Origin of the sequence: Qipengyuania sp., assembly GCF_042095715.1 — a bacterium.
Lineage (GTDB): Bacteria > Pseudomonadota > Alphaproteobacteria > Sphingomonadales > Sphingomonadaceae > Qipengyuania.
Window position 1 is genome coordinate 45472 of sequence record NZ_JBELMO010000005.1, and the last position, 16239, is coordinate 61710.

At 63.5% G+C, this 16239-nt stretch carries 15 protein-coding genes; 10 read left to right on the forward strand and 5 right to left on the reverse strand.

Going from position 1 to position 16239, the window contains the following annotated elements; translation table 11 throughout:
• Nucleotides 1–5: 5 nt before the first annotated feature.
• The 7 genes from crcB to ACFDTG_RS02825 all read left to right on the forward strand — a co-directional run bounded on the left by crcB (nucleotide 6) and on the right by ACFDTG_RS02825 (nucleotide 5335).
• The gene (gene crcB, locus ACFDTG_RS02795; RefSeq protein WP_375289564.1) at nucleotides 6–419 is read left to right on the forward strand and encodes a fluoride efflux transporter CrcB; all 414 of its coding nucleotides are present in this window, start codon (nucleotides 6–8) and stop codon (nucleotides 417–419) included.
• Nucleotides 419–1561, forward strand: coding sequence for an RluA family pseudouridine synthase (locus ACFDTG_RS02800; RefSeq protein WP_375289565.1), 1143 nt, complete (start codon nucleotides 419–421; stop codon nucleotides 1559–1561). Before crcB ends, ACFDTG_RS02800 begins: the two co-directional genes overlap by 1 nt.
• Nucleotides 1561–2157 (forward strand): FMN-binding negative transcriptional regulator, encoded by a 597-nt coding sequence (locus ACFDTG_RS02805; protein ID WP_375289566.1) that lies wholly within the window; start codon nucleotides 1561–1563, stop codon nucleotides 2155–2157. Before ACFDTG_RS02800 ends, ACFDTG_RS02805 begins: the two co-directional genes overlap by 1 nt.
• Before the next feature lie 5 nt (nucleotides 2158–2162).
• Complete coding sequence (locus ACFDTG_RS02810; protein WP_375289567.1) at nucleotides 2163–2831, forward strand: HAD-IA family hydrolase; 669 nt, start codon at nucleotides 2163–2165, stop codon at nucleotides 2829–2831.
• Entirely contained in the window at nucleotides 2824–3036 is a 213-nt protein-coding gene (locus tag ACFDTG_RS02815; protein ID WP_375289568.1) for a hypothetical protein, read from the forward strand. The genes ACFDTG_RS02810 and ACFDTG_RS02815 overlap by 8 nt, the downstream gene beginning before the upstream one ends.
• Complete coding sequence (locus tag ACFDTG_RS02820; RefSeq protein WP_375289569.1) at nucleotides 3033–3728, forward strand: ATP12 family chaperone protein; 696 nt, start codon at nucleotides 3033–3035, stop codon at nucleotides 3726–3728. Before ACFDTG_RS02815 ends, ACFDTG_RS02820 begins: the two co-directional genes overlap by 4 nt.
• A gap of 185 nt (nucleotides 3729–3913) precedes the next feature.
• The gene (locus ACFDTG_RS02825; protein WP_375289570.1) at nucleotides 3914–5335 is read left to right on the forward strand and encodes a PAS domain S-box protein; all 1422 of its coding nucleotides are present in this window, start codon (nucleotides 3914–3916) and stop codon (nucleotides 5333–5335) included.
• A 77-nt stretch (nucleotides 5336–5412) separates the two neighbouring features.
• Here ACFDTG_RS02825 and ACFDTG_RS02830 read toward each other — a convergent pair whose 3' ends face one another.
• Genes ACFDTG_RS02830 through ACFDTG_RS02845 form a run of 4 tightly spaced genes read right to left on the reverse strand, consistent with a single transcriptional unit; the run spans nucleotide 5413 to nucleotide 9013 of the window.
• The gene (locus ACFDTG_RS02830) at nucleotides 5413–6000 is read right to left on the reverse strand and encodes an ABC-type transport auxiliary lipoprotein family protein (protein ID WP_375289571.1); all 588 of its coding nucleotides are present in this window, start codon (nucleotides 5998–6000) and stop codon (nucleotides 5413–5415) included.
• Nucleotides 6001–6008: 8 nt separating this feature from the next.
• On the reverse strand, nucleotides 6009–6956 hold the full coding sequence (locus ACFDTG_RS02835; protein ID WP_375289572.1) for an MlaD family protein: 948 nt from the start codon (nucleotides 6954–6956) through the stop codon (nucleotides 6009–6011).
• 9 nt (nucleotides 6957–6965) lie between these two features.
• Nucleotides 6966–7901 carry an ABC transporter ATP-binding protein gene (locus tag ACFDTG_RS02840; RefSeq protein WP_375289573.1) on the reverse strand — a complete coding sequence of 312 codons (936 nt, stop codon included), beginning with the start codon at nucleotides 7899–7901 and terminating at the stop codon, nucleotides 6966–6968.
• Nucleotides 7901–9013, reverse strand: coding sequence for an MlaE family lipid ABC transporter permease subunit (locus ACFDTG_RS02845; protein WP_375289574.1), 1113 nt, complete (start codon nucleotides 9011–9013; stop codon nucleotides 7901–7903). Before ACFDTG_RS02845 ends, ACFDTG_RS02840 begins: the two co-directional genes overlap by 1 nt.
• 106 nt (nucleotides 9014–9119) lie before the next feature.
• Between ACFDTG_RS02845 and ACFDTG_RS02850 the strand changes: the two genes are divergently transcribed.
• From ACFDTG_RS02850 to ACFDTG_RS02860, 3 genes are all read left to right on the forward strand, one after another.
• Complete coding sequence (locus tag ACFDTG_RS02850) at nucleotides 9120–11828, forward strand: valine--tRNA ligase (RefSeq protein WP_375289575.1); 2709 nt, start codon at nucleotides 9120–9122, stop codon at nucleotides 11826–11828.
• Nucleotides 11829–12071: 243 nt separating this feature from the next.
• Complete coding sequence (locus ACFDTG_RS02855; protein ID WP_375289576.1) at nucleotides 12072–12806, forward strand: 7-carboxy-7-deazaguanine synthase QueE; 735 nt, start codon at nucleotides 12072–12074, stop codon at nucleotides 12804–12806.
• A complete protein-coding gene (locus tag ACFDTG_RS02860; RefSeq protein ID WP_375289577.1) occupies nucleotides 12803–14254 on the forward strand; it encodes an MATE family efflux transporter in 1452 nt (483 codons plus the stop codon). The genes ACFDTG_RS02855 and ACFDTG_RS02860 overlap by 4 nt, the downstream gene beginning before the upstream one ends.
• Nucleotides 14255–14272: 18 nt before the next feature.
• Here ACFDTG_RS02860 and ACFDTG_RS02865 read toward each other — a convergent pair whose 3' ends face one another.
• Nucleotides 14273–16171: an ATP-binding protein gene (locus tag ACFDTG_RS02865; protein ID WP_375289578.1), complete on the reverse strand. Its 1899-nt coding sequence runs from the start codon at nucleotides 16169–16171 to the stop codon at nucleotides 14273–14275.
• Nucleotides 16172–16239: the final 68 nt, after the last annotated feature.

Consider the following 16239-nt stretch of genomic DNA (forward strand, 5'->3'; position numbering starts at 1 on the left):
CCGGCATGCCCGCCTCCCTTTCCCCACTCGCCGCCACCATTAACGTCGCCGTCGGCGGCGCGTTCGGTGCCGCGCTGCGCTATCAGCTCGGCCGCGCGATCACCCATTGGCTGGGGCCGGTCGCCGTGACGACCTTTCCCTGGGCCACGCTGGCCGCCAATGCGGTTGGCAGTATGCTGATGGGTTTTCTGGCCGGCTGGTTCGCCCGCCACGGTCAAGGCAATGGAGAGCAACTGCGCTTGCTGCTGGGTGTGGGGCTGCTGGGCGGCTTCACCACCTTTTCCTCCTTCAGCCTGGAACTCGTGCTGCTGGTCGAACGGGGACAATACACCCTGGCCGCGCTTTACGCATTCCTGTCGCTGGCGCTCGGCGTGTGCGGACTGTTCGCCGCACTTATGGTGATGAGGGTGGCGGCGTAATGGCAAACGATGTCCGTCAGTTCACCGTGGGCGAAGACGATGCAGGTGTTCGGCTCGACCGGTGGTTCAAACGCCATCTGCCACAGATCGGCTTCGCGACGGTCAGTCGCTGGGCGCGCACCGGGCAGATCCGGGTCGATGGCAAGCGCGCGAAGCCCGACGACCGGCTGGAGCCGGGGCAGCAGATCCGCGTCCCGCCCGGCGGCGAAGCGAAGACCCGCAAGGGCCCTGAACGCAAGCCGCTGAGCCCGGAGGATCGCGAGGCGGCTACGGCCATGGTCATTCTGGAGACGCAGGCGGCGCTCGTGCTCAACAAGCCGCCCGGGCTCGCAACCCAGGGCGGCACGAAGACGACGCGGCATGTCGATGGGCTGCTGGATGCTTTTGCGGATGAGGACGATCCGCGCCCACGGCTCGTGCACCGTCTGGACAAGGACACCAGCGGCGTACTCCTCGTTGCGCGCACGCCGGGCAGCGCAGCGTTCTTTTCCAAGCGATTTTCCGGGCGCAGCGCCAAGAAGATCTACTGGGCGCTGGTGACGGGCGTGCCGGACGTTCGCGCAGGCACCATCGATGCACCCCTGGCCAAGCAGCCGGGATCGGGCGGCGAAAAGATGCATGTCGACCACGAAGGCGGCCAGCCGGCGAAGACGCGCTATCGCGTGGTGGATACGGCGGGCAAGAAAGCCGCATGGCTCGAACTGGAGCCGCTGACGGGTCGCACCCACCAGTTGCGCGTCCACTGCGCGGCAATGGGGCACCCGATCGTGGGCGATGGAAAATATGGTGGGCAGGATGCTTTCCTGACCGGGACGATCAGCCGCAAGATGCATCTTCATGCGCGCCGACTGGTTATCGATGCGCCCGGTGGTAGCTCCATCGATACCACTGCCGAGCTTCCGGAACATTTCGCGGCGAGCATGGAACAACTGGGTTTCGATCAGGCCGCAAGCGATGCCGAACCCTTGCGCGAAAGCCCGCCCGAACGCTCCAAGGAAGAGAAGAAGCAGGCGGCACGTCAGCACGCCAAGCAATATCGCAAGGCGCGTCGGGGCGAACGGAGGACACGGGTCACCGGCAAGCCCGCGAAGGTCAGCCCTGCCAAGGGGCCGGGCGGAGGAAAGGGCAAAAAGAGCCGCTGATGCACCCCAATCCCGTATTCCGCAGCGAGGATCGCGCGCTGTTCGAAACGCTTATCGACCAGATCGGCTTCGGAATGATCTTCCTGACCACACCGGACGGGCCGCGAGTGGCGCACACACCTTTGTTATCTACCGGCGACGGGGCGGTGCAATTCCATCTGTCGCGGGGCAATGCGCTAACCCGGTATCTCGACGCATCGACGGCGCTGGTTACGGTGAACGGACCCGATGGCTATGTCAGCCCACGCTGGTACGATGATCGCAACACGGTGCCCACCTGGGATTATATCGCTCTTGAAATGGAGGGCCGGGTCCGGCGAATGGAGGAGGAGGGCCTGGAAGCTCTGCTCCACAGCCTGATCGAGCGGTCCGAGGGGCGGATTTCCGGTGACCCCTGGCGGGCGCAAGAGGCAAGTGAGGGCTTGTGGCAGAGCCAACTGCGGGGCATCATCGGTTTTGAAATGGAAATACTGGCCTGGCGCCCGACGCTGAAAATGTCGCAAAAAAGAACCGCACGGGAACGCGAAACGATCGCACGAGGCTTGGAGCAGAGCGGATCGACCGCACTTGCCCATCTGATGCGGACCTTGGCATGAGGGCCGTGGCGGCCAAGACCGCGACACGTCTGGTGGTGTTCGATTGTGACGGGACGCTCGTGGATGGGCAGTCGGCAATCTGCGATGCCATGGAAAGCGCGTTCGCCGCCGCCGATCTCCCTCCCCCCGAACGCAACGAGATCCGCCGTATCGTGGGTCTAAGCCTGCCGCAGGCTATCTCCCGCCTGGCCCCCGACGGCGCTCCCGAAGGGCATGCCCGGGCGATCGAAATCTACAAAAGCAATTTTCGCTCGGCACGGACCGAGGGGCGGCTGGAAGAACCGCTCTATCCGGGTATCGCGGAATTATTGCAGCGGCTTTCCGCCAATGGCCGGATGCTGGGTGTCGCGACCGGCAAGAGCGACCGAGGGCTGTTTTCCTGCCTGGCCCAGCATGGCGTGAGCGAGCTTTTCCATACGTTGCAGACTGCCGATCACCACCCGTCCAAACCCGATCCCGCAATGCTGCAGGCCGCTTTACAGGAAGCTTACGTGGATCCGCAGGATGCCGTGATGATCGGCGACACCATCTTCGATATCTCGATGGCCGTGGCCGCCGGCGTGCGCGCGATTGGCGTTGCGTGGGGATATCACGATCCGGCAGAACTCCTTGCCGCAGGAGCGGTCGCCGTCGCGGAAACGGCGGAAGAGCTGGAGCGGCTGATCGATGGCTGACAAGGACCCCGCGCGCGCGCGCTATTACCTGATGGCGGGCCATCGCCTGGTAGGCGCGGTGATGCTGATCCTGGGCATGGCCGTGTTTGCCGGCGGGCTCGATTGGGGGACGCCGGTCGGGCTCGTGCTGTTGTTCTTCGGCTTTCTCGATTTCCTTGTCGTCCCGACAATGCTGGCGCGCAGATGGCGCAGCCCGTCCGAATGAAGCGTTTCTACAAGGAAGCGCGATCGGTCGATACCGGGATTGGCTGGCAGGTCGAGCTTGATGGGAGGCCCATCAAGACTCAGGGAGGCGGGCCACAGGTGGTGCCGGGGGAGAACCTGTCGCATCTGCTTGCGGCGGAATGGTCGGCCCAGGGTGAAGAGATCGATCCACGCAGCTTCCGCCATCGCGACATGGCCGACTATGCTATCGATAGCGTGGCACCGGACCGCGACGCCGCGGTCGAGGGGCTGCTGCGTTATGCCGAGACCGACACGCTGTGTTATCGTGCCGATCCCGACGAAGCGCTGTGGAAGCGACAGCAGGACGTTTGGGAGCCGCTGCTGACGTCATTCGAAGATCGCGAGGGGATCAAGATGCAGCGTGTCAGCGGCATCATCCATCGCGCGCAAGATCCGCGCGCCATCGAGGCCATTCGCGGTCGCCTGCATGAATTGGACGATTTCACACTCGCGGCGCTGACTACGCTGACGTCCCTCGCCACCTCCCTAGTGATCGGCCTGGCGGCGCTGGACGGTGCCGATGGAGAGTTTCTCTGGAGCGCCGCCAATCTCGAAGAGGAATGGCAGGCGGAACTGTGGGGCAGCGACGAGGAAGCACAGGCTAGACGCCAGACCCGCAAGGACCAATTTCTTGGCGCGCTCGATTTCGCCCAGGCCGCCGCCGCAGCATAGGTGCGGGCGCGCGCAGTGTGAATACGCTGGTCTAAGAGACCCGTGATGAAAGGGTCATTCCATCGATCGTCTAGGCCCAGTGTTTGCGGAAGCACTGGTCGCATCGGTGTCACTGAAGCAAAAACTTATCCTATGTTAATGCGCGAGGTATTTGCACTCTCGCGCGCAGATGATACCCGCGAGGCGTGCCGGATGATGAACTGCCCGAAATCGATGCCGTGCGGTTTGCCACCATCGTGGCGCATTCGTCCGATGCAATCGTCTCCAAAACGCTTGAAGGGGTTGTAGAATCCTGGAACCCTGCCGCGGAGAGGCTGTTCGGTTGGTCCGCCGAGGAGATGATCGGCGAATCGATCCGTCGAATCGTGCCGCCCGATCGCCAGGACGAGGAAGACGCCATCCTCGCCCGCGTTTGCAGCGGCGACATCGTACCCAAGTTCGAAACCATGCGTCTGACCAAAAGCGGCAGCGAGATTCCTGTCGCCGTCACCGTATCCCCGATGCGGGATGCCAGCGGGGCCATTGTCGGAGCCTCTAAGATCGCAAATGATCTGCGCGAACAATACAATCTGCGCGAAGGACTGAAGGAAAAGTCCGACCAGTTCACCGCACTGGCCGAAAACATCCCGCAACTTGCCTGGATCGCGGATCCCAAGGGCTACATCTACTGGTACAATCGCAGGTGGTTCGACTTCACCGGGACGACGCTGGAGTCGATGGAAGGCTGGGGATGGCGCAAGGTCCACCATCCCGATCATGTCGACCGCGTGGTCGATAAGGTCCAGCGAGCCTGGGACTCCGGCGAGCCGTGGGAGGATACCTTCCCGCTCCGCCGGCACGATGGCGTCTATCGCTGGTTCCTGAGCCGTGCGAACCCGCTCCGCGACGAGGCCGGCAACGTCATTCTTTGGTGCGGCACCAACACCGACATTACCGATCAGCGCGAAGCTAGCGAGCGCATCGGGTTGCTGATGCAGGAGGTCAATCACCGCGCTCGCAACATGCTGGCGATCGTGCAAGCCATCATCAGCCGGTCTTCGGGCCGCTCCGCCGAAGCCCTTTCCACTTCGTTGCGCAACCGAATCAGGGCACTCGCATCCAGTCAGGAATTGCTTAACGGCGGTGACTGGTCGGGGGCCAGAGTCAAACACGTCGTCGGCACGCAAGTCTTGCATGTCGCCGAACCCGGCAGCGATCAGCTACGGATTTCAGGCGATGATGATCTTGTGATGCGGGCTCAGCCGAGCGAAGCGCTGGGGCTGGCCATCCATGAACTGGCGACCAACGCGCTCACATATGGTTCGCTTTCGTCGCCGACGGGTCGCGTCGATATCGCCTGGTCGCTCAATGGCACGCCTCACGACGGAGAATTCGAAATCACGTGGCAGGAAAGTGGGGGGCCCAAGATCACCTCGCCCTTGTCCAGCGGGTTCGGGACCATTCTCATGAAGCGAAATGTGGAACTGGCGTTCGGCGGCAAGGTGAAACTGGAATTCGCCGAGGAAGGCCTACGCTGGAGTGCCAGCGGGCCGGCGCATAAAATCCTGACAGGTGAGAGGGAACCGGTCGAGCTCGACAACCTTTTCGATCTGCGCCGGAAAAGATAACCACCCAGCCCTTCGCTGAGCAAGCGTTGGCCGGTTAAACCCCGGTCACTCCCGACCCTGTCGGAAGCGCACGGCCGCTAAAGCATCCAGGCTGCAACCTCGGCCGCAACGCGGTTGGCGACATCGTTAAGCGCGGTGCCAACGGGTGCAGCTTCCGGAACCACGCCGGGAACCCGCGCCTCGAAGCGGCGAGTGGTAAGACTGCTCCCGGCGCCCGATTTGGCGGCGTCGAGCACCAGAACAACCTCGCCGGTTCTTGCATCATAGCCGAATTCGCGCAACGTCCCGGACAAGCGCGTTTCCGCCTGCGCGCCCGGATCGTCGCCGTCGATGACCAGCCTGTTCCCGCGCGAACGGATCGTCTCTGCGATCAGGCGGCCCAGAAGACGAGCGGGTTTTTCGTTCCAAACCGCGTCTTTCACATAAGCGATCTCGCTGTCGGTGACCTGCACCGGAACGCGCGTCACATCCAGTTTGGCGGGCGCCTCGAACTCGGAAAGCGCAATTGCGGTCCGGGCATTGCCGGTGGAGGTGGACCCTGCCGGTGCGGTGGCGCTCGGGGTAAGCGTAATCAGGCTATCGGGCGTCTTGCCCCCAAAGCTGACGCAGCCGGTGAGCGCGATGAATGCCAGCGCCATTGTTATGGGGCGGAAGGGCGTGGTCATGGGGTTCCTCATGGCTCGTAATCCGGCAGCTTGGGCCCGCCAAGCAATGCGCCCGCGCCCTTGTTGTCGATCTTCTCGGTCACCTGCCGCAATGCCTTGCTCGTGGCGCGCAGATCACGCAGCGTGGCTTCTGCCGCCGGAAGCGTGCTTTCGGTCAGTTGCTTGGAGGCGGGGCGCGCCTCTGCCAGCGTCTGGTTCAGCGATTCCGCCGCGCCGCTCGCCGATTTGAGCGTTGCGCGCAGCTGGTCCGCGATCTCCGCCCCCTGGTCGTTCAGCAGCCGGTCGGTCGACGCGGTCACCTTCTCGAACTGGTCCAGCGCCTCGCTCGCCTCGCGAAGGGTAACTTGCAGTTCCGCCATGGTGCGTTCGACCTGCGGGCTGGCATTGGCGAGATTTTCGCTGATGCGATTGGTGTTGGCGAGGATGCCGGACAGCTCTTCCTGATTGCGATCGGATAAAAGCTGGGTCAGACGCTCGGTCAATGTCGCCAGTCGCTCCAGCAGAAGCGGTGCGTTGGCCAGGATTTCCCCGAAACCGCCCGGCTTGGGAGGAATGATGGGAACACCCTCCGTACAGGCGGTGGTGTCGCAGGTGATAGGCGGCCTGCCGCGGCGTGCGCCGTCGAGCAGGATGGTGGATACGCCCGTGAAACTGGACTGCATCGTGGCCGTCGTGCCGACCAGGATCGGCACGTCCTGCCCCACCTTGATTCGAACACGGACGAATTCGGGGTCCTTTTCCCACAGCCGGATCTGGTTGACCTGCCCCACTGGAACACCGGCAAAGTTCACTTCCGATCCCTTGGCCAGGCCTGACACCGACTGCTTGAAGAAAATGTCGTATTCCTTCTGGTCGGCGGTGCCCAGGCGCGCGAGCCAGACGATGAAGGCGGCCAGCATCGCCAGCAACACCAGCGTGACCGCACCGACCCAGATATGATTTGCCCTGGTTTCCATCCGTCCGCTCTATGCCCCTTCGCCCTTGTCGTTGTCCAACGCTTTGATCGCATTGGCGGCGACGGGCTTGTCCATGTGTTTGCGAAGCTCGTCGAGCGCCTGCGCGGTCAGCGCGGCGCGGCCACGTGGCCCGTTGAAATACTCCTGGATCCAGGGATGGTCGAGCTTCATCAGGTTCGGCACGGTGTCCACCGCGATCACCTTCTTGTCCGCCAGCACCGCGACCCGGTCGCAAATCTCGTGCAGCGTATCGAGATCGTGCGTGATCAGGAACACGGTGAGACCGAGCGTTTCCTTGAGTTCCTTGGTCAGCTGATCGAAGGCCGCCGCGCCGATCGGGTCCAGTCCAGCGGTAGGCTCGTCGAGGAACAGCAATTCGGGGTCGAGCGCCAGTGCACGGGCCAGGCCGGCGCGCTTTTTCATCCCGCCGGAAAGCTCACTGGGGAACTTGCTGACCGCCTCTTCCGGCAAGCCCGAAAGGCGCACCTTGTAGCGTGCGATATCGTGCATCAATTCGGGAGAAATCTCGGAATAGAACTGCTTGAGCGGAACCTCCACGTTCTCGCCCACGGTCAGGGTCGAAAACAGCGCGCCGCCTTGAAACAGAATGCCCCAGCGATTGCGCACGCCAAGCACTTCATCCGGCTCGCCGTCGGTGATCGACCGTCCGAACACGTCGATATGGCCCGCGGAAGGAATTTGCAGGCCGATGATCGAGCGCATCAGAACGCTCTTGCCCGTGCCCGAACCGCCAACCACGCCCAGGATCTCACCCCGCCGGACCTTGAGATCGAGGTTTTCGTGAATGGTCTGATCGCCGAACTTGTTGACCAGGCCTTCCACCACGATGGGATAATCGCCGCGATAGCGCTCGTGCCGGCCCAGAACGGGCTCGTCACCCTCATCCTCCTGGGCGCGCTCAATCTCTTCTGCGTCTTCAGCCATCAGCCCCACCCTATATTGCTGAAGAACACCGCGAAGAACGCATCGATCACGATAACCGCGAAGATCGCCGAAACCACCGCCATCGTCGTGCGCAGGCCGACCTGCTCCGAATCGCCCTTTACCTGCATGCCGTTATAGCACCCCGCCAGAGCAACGATCAGGCCGAACACGGGCGCCTTGATGAGCCCTACCCACAGATCGTAGATCGGCACGACTTCCTGGATACGGGTCAGGAATGTGAGGAAGGGGATGCCGAGCATCACGTCCCCGATCACGGCCCCACCGATTATCGACATCAGCGACGCATAAAATCCCAGCACGATCATCATGAAAACGCAGGCCAGGATGCGCGGGATCACCAGCGCTTCCATCGGGGAAATCCCGATGGTGCGCATGGCATCGATTTCCTCGGTCAGATTCATCGTGCCGATCTGGGCGGCGAATGCGCTGCCCGATCGGCCGGCCACCATGATCGCCGTCATCAACACGCCCAGTTCGCGCAGGGTAATCCGGCCGACCAGATTGACGGTCAGCGTTTCCGCGCCGAACTGGGCCAGCTGCACAGCGCCCTGTTGCGCGATGACGACCCCGATCAGGAAGCTCATCAACCCGACGATGGGAAGCGCGGACACGCCCACCACCTCCAGTTGGCGGATGAAAGCGTTCATGCGGAAGCGGCGCGGATGGCGGATCACGCTGCCGAACGCCATGATGAGAGCGCCGAGAAAACCGACGATTCCGGTGAAACCCTTGCCGGCATTGCCGACCATTTCGCCCATGCGTTCGGGTACGCGGGTGAGCATCCCTTCGCGAGGCGCGGCAACGGCCACATCCGAATCGAACCCGCCGACCGCACCGAGCAGACGCTGGGCCCGATCGTCGGCGCCGGCGATTTCGGCATCGTGCTCGTTCGCGATCCGGCTTGCCAGCCACGCGCCCGCCGTGTCGATCTCGCTTATATCGGACAGATCCACCGTCGCCACATCGCGGTCGCGCGCGGCGTTGACCTCTTTTTCGACGGCACCGATGGTCGAAACGAGCCATGGGCCGGACAGCGCCATGGTGGCGCCCCCCTCCCCTTCCTCGATCTCGAATGCGGCTGAGCGCTCCATAGCTGCCACGCTATGCGCAGGTTTCGCCGGCTAAACAAGTCGCTCTCGCCAGTGACCCACGCCCGTGTTGCGTGCGCGCGGGGGCGCTGGCATGGGCCGTCTCACGATGACCGATACAAACGAAACGCTGTCCAAAACCTTCGACCCCGCCCAGATCGAGGCGCGCTGGTATGCGCACTGGGAGGAAAACGGCTGCTTCCGGCCCGAACGCCCGGATGCCGAGCCCTTCACGATCGTGAACCCGCCCCCCAATGTGACGGGCAGCCTGCATATCGGCCACGCGCTCGACAACACGCTGCAGGATATCGTCATCCGCTACGAACGGATGCGCGGCAAGGATGCGCTGTGGGTAGTGGGCACCGACCACGCGGGCATCGCCACGCAAATGGTGGTCGAGCGCCAGCTTGAGGCGAAGCAGGACAAGCGCACCAACTATTCGCGCGAAGAATTCATCGACAAGGTGTGGGAATGGAAGGAAGAAAGCGGCGGCACGATCACCCGCCAGCTCCGCCGCCTCGGCTGCTCGATGGACTGGAGCCGCGAGCAGTTCACGATGGACCCGCACTTCACCAAGGCGGTGCTTAAGACCTTCGTCGATCTCCACAATGACGGTCTCATCTATCGCGACAAGCGGCTGGTGAACTGGGACCCGAAGCTCAAGACCGCGATCAGCGATCTGGAGGTCGAGACGCAGGACGTGCAGGGCGGCTTCTGGACCTTCGAATATCCCTTTGCCGATGGCAGCGGTTCCATCCGCGTGTCCACCACGCGGCCCGAAACGATGCTGGCCGACATGGCGGTAGCGGTCCACCCGGATGACGAGCGCTACAAGGACCTCGTCGCGCGCGGCGTGAAGGTGAAGCTGCCGATCACGGGACGCGAAATCCCCATCGTGGCCGACGAACACGCCGATCCGGAACTGGGCAGCGGCGCGGTGAAGATCACGCCGGGGCACGATTTCAACGACTTCGAAGTGGGCAAGCGCGCCGGCATCCAGCCGGGCGAAATGCTCAACATGCTCGATGCCAACGCCGCCATCTGTCAGACCGCCGACGGGCTGGTGCCCGAGGAACTGATCGGCCTCGACCGGTTCGAAGCGCGCAGCCGCGTGGTCGAAATGCTCAAGGACAGCGGCAATCTCGTCCCACATGTCACCATGGACAAGGAAGGCAACGAGGCCGAGCAAGACTTCGAACCGCGCACCATCCCCACCCCCTTCGGCGACCGCGGCGGCGTTGTGATCGAACCTTGGCTGACCGACCAATGGTACGTCGACGCCGAAAAACTGGCCAAGGCCCCGATCGAGGCGGTGAAGAACGGCACGGTCGAGATCGTCCCAAAGAGCTGGGAAAAGACCTTCTTCAACTGGATGGAGAACATCCAGCCCTGGTGCGTCAGTCGCCAGCTATGGTGGGGCCATCGAATCCCGGCTTGGTACGATGAGAATGGCAAGGCCTATGTCGCCGAAACCGAGCAAGAGGCGCAAGCGCAGGCGGGTAAAGGCGTTGCCCTTACCCGCGACCCCGACGTCCTCGACACCTGGTTCTCCTCCGCGCTGTGGCCCTTCGCCACGCTCGGCTGGCCGGACAAGACCGACCTTCTCGACAAGCATTATCCCAACAACCTGCTGATAAGCGGTTTCGACATCCTTTTCTTCTGGGATGCGCGGATGCTTATGCAGGGGATGCATCTGACCGGGCAGGCGCCCTGGCCGCGCCTGTACCTCCATGGCCTCGTCCGCGCCGCCGATGGCGCGAAGATGTCGAAATCCAAGGGCAATGTCGTCGATCCGCTGGGCCTGATCGACCAGTACGGCGCCGATGCGCTGCGTTTCTTCATGGCGGCAATGGAAAGTCAGGGCCGCGACATCAAGATGGATGAAAAGCGGGTCGAGGGATATCGCAACTTCGCCACCAAGCTGTGGAACGCCACCCGCTTCTGCCAATCCAACGGCATCGGCGCGTCCAGCACCATTGCCGCGCCGGAGGCAAAGCTCGCCGCCAACCAGTGGATCATCGGCGAGGTGGCCGAGACTGTCGCCGAACTCGACAAGGCGATGGCCGATCTGCGCTTCGATGCGGCTGCCAACACTATCTATCACTTCACCTGGGACCGGTTCTGCGACTGGTATCTGGAGCTGATCAAGCCGGTTTTTCAGGGCGATGCCGACAGCCCCGCCGCCGTGGAAACCCACGCGGTCGCCGGCTGGGCGCTCGACCAGATCCTGGTCATGCTGCACCCTTTCATGCCCTTCATCACCGAAGAGCTGTGGCATGCGCAAGGCACGCGCCCCTACGATCTGATCGTGGCCAAATGGCCCGAACCCGAAGCATCCGTCAGCAAACACGCCACCGATGCAATCGACTGGGTGATCGCGCTCACCACCGCCACCCGTGCGGCACGCAACGAGCTGGGCATTTCGCCGGGCGAGAAGCTGCCCGCTTTCTGCCCCAACCCGTCCGAAACGGCGACGGGCGTGATCGACCGCAGCTCTGCCGCCATCGAACGTCTGGCCCGGCTCGCCCCGATCACCGTCGGCGAGCCCCCGGCGGGCGCGGCAATGCAGGTAACGGCGGGCGAGGACGTGTTCATCGTTCCGCTGGAAGGCGTGATCGACATCGCAGCGGAAAAGGCGCGGCTGGAAAAGGCGCTTGCCGCCTCGCAGAAGGAGGCAAAGTCGCTGGAAGGGCGTCTGAACAACGCCAATTTCGTCGAACGTGCCAAGCCCGAAGCTGTGGAGAAGGCCCGTGCCGACCATGCCCACCACGCGGCGGAGGCGGAGCGCCTGGAGGCGGCACTGACTCGCCTCGGCTAACGAAAGGATTTTCCTACACACAGCCGATTGTGCCATGCGGGAAAGGATGATGACTGCGCGTCCGCCCCTCTCCCGCATCGCATGCGCCCCGTGCGCGAATTGTATGCGACCAAACCGGAAAGTGACACTTTCGCGCGGTCGATCGGGCCTAATTGCTCTTTTGAAACAATCGATTGTGGCGATTTACGGCTCTGCGTCAGTTTTGCAAAACCCCCCGGTGCGCGGTCCACGCCAGGGGTTGGGATGGTTTTAGTCCTCGCCACGCAGACGCCGGGAGAACCCGAGATCTTCGCCTCGGTTCAGGGCGAAGGGCCGAGCGCGGGCATGCCTGTCGCCTTCGTGCGGCTGTCGCGCTGCAACCTTGCCTGCCAATGGTGCGACACCGCCTACACCTGGCACTTCGAGGGCGACGAGCGTCCGCACCGGTCCGGCGAGACCTTCGACCGAAGCGCCAATCAGGTGACGATGGAGGTCGTGGACGTGGCGGAGCGCATCCGCGCACTGGGGCAGAAGCGCCTCGTCGTCACCGGCGGAGAACCGGGTCTTCAGGCCGGGCCGCTGGCTCAGCTTCTGGAAGACCTCGAGGATATGACCGTCGAGATCGAAACCAACGGGACCACCAAGGCCCCACCCCGGCTAGACATCCGCATCGACCAGTACAACGTCAGTCCCAAGCTCTCCCATTCCGGCAATCCGGCCGAGCTCGCCCTGATCCCCGAACGCCTGGCTGCCTATGCCGCCGATCCGCGCGCCTTTTTCAAGTTCGTGATCGCCGAACCGTCCGACGTGGAGGAGGTGCTGGCGCTTCAGCGCAGCTACGCGATTCCGCCAAGCCGCATCTTCCTCATGCCGGAAGGCACCGACAGCGCCACGATCCGCGCCCGCGAGGAATGGCTGGCGCCGCTTTGTCTCCAGCATGGCTTCCGCCTCAGCGACAGGCTCCATATTCATCTTTTCGGCGATACCCGCGGCACATGAGACCGCCCCGCCCCGCCGCGCAGCCCCGCAGCCTGACCGAAGGGCCAGTCATGAAGACGCTGATCCTCTTCAGCGTTCCGACGCTCGGGTCCAACCTGCTGCAATCTCTCAACGGATCGGTCAATTCGATCTGGGTCGGGCGCTTGCTGGGCGAAGCCGCGCTGGCTGCCACCGCCAATGCGAATATCGTGATGTTCCTGGTGTTCGCCGCAGTCTTCGGCTTCGGCATGGCTGCGACCGTCAAGATGGGCCAGGCCTTCGGGGCGGGCCAGATGGATCAGGCGCGGCGCACCTTCGGCACCGCCATGGGGCTGTGCGTGATCCTGGCGGCTCTGGTGGCCGGCATCGGCTGGGTCATGGCGCCCGCCCTGCTTCGATTGCTGGCCACACCGGGGGAGGCGTTTCCACTGGCGCTCACTTATCTGCGCGTGATCTTCATCGCGATCCCCGGCGCGATGGCATCGGTCATGCTGGCGATGGGTCTGCGCGGCGCCGGTGACGCCAAGACGCCTTTCCTCTTCATGGGATTGAGCGTGGTGCTGGACATTGCCTTCAACCCGCTGCTGATCGCCGGGATCGGACCCTTTCCGCGTCTGGGCATCGCGGGATCGGCGCTGGCGACGGCATTGGCGGGCTATCTCTCGCTGCTGGCGCAGATCGTCTATGTCTATGCGCGCGACCTGCCGCTGCGCTTGCGCGGTGCCGAGCTTTCCTATCTGATCCCACGGCGAGTGGAGCTGGGCTACATCCTGGGCAAAGGTCTGCCGATGGGGGCGCAGATGCTGCTGGTCTCATCGGCCGGAATAGTGGTGATCGGGCTGGTGAACAGGGAAGGCCTGCTGGCGGCGGCGGCCTATGGTGCCTCGCTCCAGCTGTGGACCTATCTCCAGATGCCCGCGATGGCGATCAGCGCCGCCGCCAGCGCGATGGCCGCACAGGCGATAGGCGCCGGCCTTTCCGATCGGATCGACCAGATCACGCGCGCGGGCATCATCGTCAACGTGTTGCTTACGGGCGCGATGACCGCCCTGTTGCTGACCTTCGACCGGTCCGCGCTGGTCCTGTTCCTGGGGCCGGACAGCCCGGCGGTGCCGCTCGCCCGCCATATCCAGCTTCTGGCCAGTTGGAGCTTCATAATTTTCGGCGTTACCATCGTGCTGTTCGGCACCATGCGCGCCGGCGGCGTCGTGATCGCGCCGCTGATCGTGCTTGCAATCGGATTGTTTCCGGCCCGGCTGGGCTTCTATTACGCCTTGCGCGGCAGTTTGGGGCAGGACGCGCTGTGGCTTTCGTTTCCGTTCGGATCGCTGGTCGCGGTGCTTCTCGCCATTGCGGCCTATCGACGCAAAGGCTGGCGGGAGAAAGCGCGCGCCATATTGCCGGAACGCGCAGCCAAGGAATCGCAGGCCGACGGGGAGACCGCCGGGCGCTTCAAGCCCGAGCTATAGGGCGCTTGGCGGCTGGCCTCAGCCCTGGCTTCGCCAGCGCTGGACGATACGGCGGACCGACTCTTCTTCGCCCCCCGTGCGTGCCCACAGCTCAACGAAGCTGGGATCGTCGGATGCCGGTCGCTTCGCCTCGTCGAGTGTGTCGAAACTCACGCGCATGGGTATGGCGACACCCTCGCCGCAGATGATGCATTCGCGATTGCGCAAGGCGGGGATCGCGTCGAGGAAGCCGCGTGCGCCTTCGGGCATGGCGGCCTTGACGAAGTTCTGGTCGCGCTCGTTGTTGAGGCGCATCGAAATGATAGTGCCGCACTGTGACAATACGCCTTCGGCAAGATCGCTGGGGCGCTGGGTGATGAGGCCGAGGCTGATCCCGTATTTCCGCCCTTCCTTCGCAATACGGCTGAGGATCTTGCCCACGGAATTGCCGTCCGCGTTCTTTTCGCTCGGGACGTAGCGATGCGCCTCCTCGCAGACCAGCAACACCGGGCGCGTCTTCTCCTCGCGGCCCCAAATGGCGAAATCGAACACCAGCCGGCTGAGCACCGCCACGACGGTGGCGGTGATGTCCGAGGGGACGCCCGACACATCGATGATGGCGACAGGGCGCCCATCCGAGGGCATGCGAAAAATCTTGCCGATGAACTCCGTCATGGTGTCGCCAACCAGCATGCCGGAGAACATGAACTGGTAGCGCGGATCTGCCTTGATCTCGTCCAGCTTGTTCTTAATCCGCATGTAGGGGGCGGAGTTCGTCGATTTATCCAGCTTGCCCATCTGCGTCTGGATCTCGTTGGCGAGGTCCGAGAGCAGATATGGGATCGGGCTGTCGACGGTGATCTTGCCCATTGCCCCGGCCAGCCGGCTTTTCGTGCGCGCCGCGAGCAGACACTTGGCGAGAATGTCCGCGTCCACATTGCGGTCGCTGCCCGTCGCCGTCAGCAGGACTTCGCAGTGCTCTTCGTAGTTCATCAGCCAGTACGGCATCTGAAGGTTCGACACGTCCAGGATCATGCCGGTGTTGCGGAAGGCCGACGCGTATTCGCCATGGGGGTCGATCATCACGATATGACCTTCGGGCGCGGCTTCGCATATGCGGTGCAGGATAAGCGCGGCGCTCGTCGATTTGCCCGTCCCCGTGGAACCCAGCAGCGCAAAGTGCTTGCCGAGCATGGCATCGATATAGATTCCTGCGCGGATATCCTTGGTCGGATACACCTTGCCTATCGTGATCGCATCGCGTCCGTCGCTGGCATAGACCTGGCGCAGATCCTGCGTCGTGGCGGGATAGACAAGCGCGCCTGGCACCGGATAGCGCGTCACACCGCGCTTGAAGCCGTGGAGCTTCCCGGTGAGTTTTTCCTCCATTCCCTCGCCTAGAAAATCGATGTTGGCGAGAATCGAATTCTGGGCGCGGCCCTGCTTCTGATTGCGGACATTGGCGAGCAACCAGGTCTGGCCCACGCGAATCTTGATCTGGCTCCCGACCTGCCCCGCCAGCGCGACCGATGGATCAGGATCATCCATGCATTCGTTGAGACGAATGAGATCGATTGCGATCTGGGATCCCGAACCCGCAATCTCCAGCACCACACCGATCGGCTCCAGCGCATTTTCGCTGACGACCTCGGGGGCTGGTTCCGGCGCGGGCGGCGGCGCCGCCTTCGGCTTGACCGGTTCAGGTCGCGGCGGCGCGCGGTCCGCCAATTCCTTCGCACTGAGCGGCTGGAGACCGGCGGAAGCAGGCTCGGGTGCGGGCGTGGGCACATAGGTGCGAGGCGGCTCTGCCGGTCCCGATGGCGCGGGCGCCCCACCGTTGCGCAACCGATCGCGCAATGCATTGCGGCGTGGCGGTTCGGGAGTCCCATTCTGTGCGCGGTCGAACGTACGAAAGGATTCGTGACTGGCGTCGGTCATCAGGTCCCTTGGGCTGGGGGCGGCAGATCGAGCCACACATAGGATCGGCGCGGTTAAGATCGGGTCAA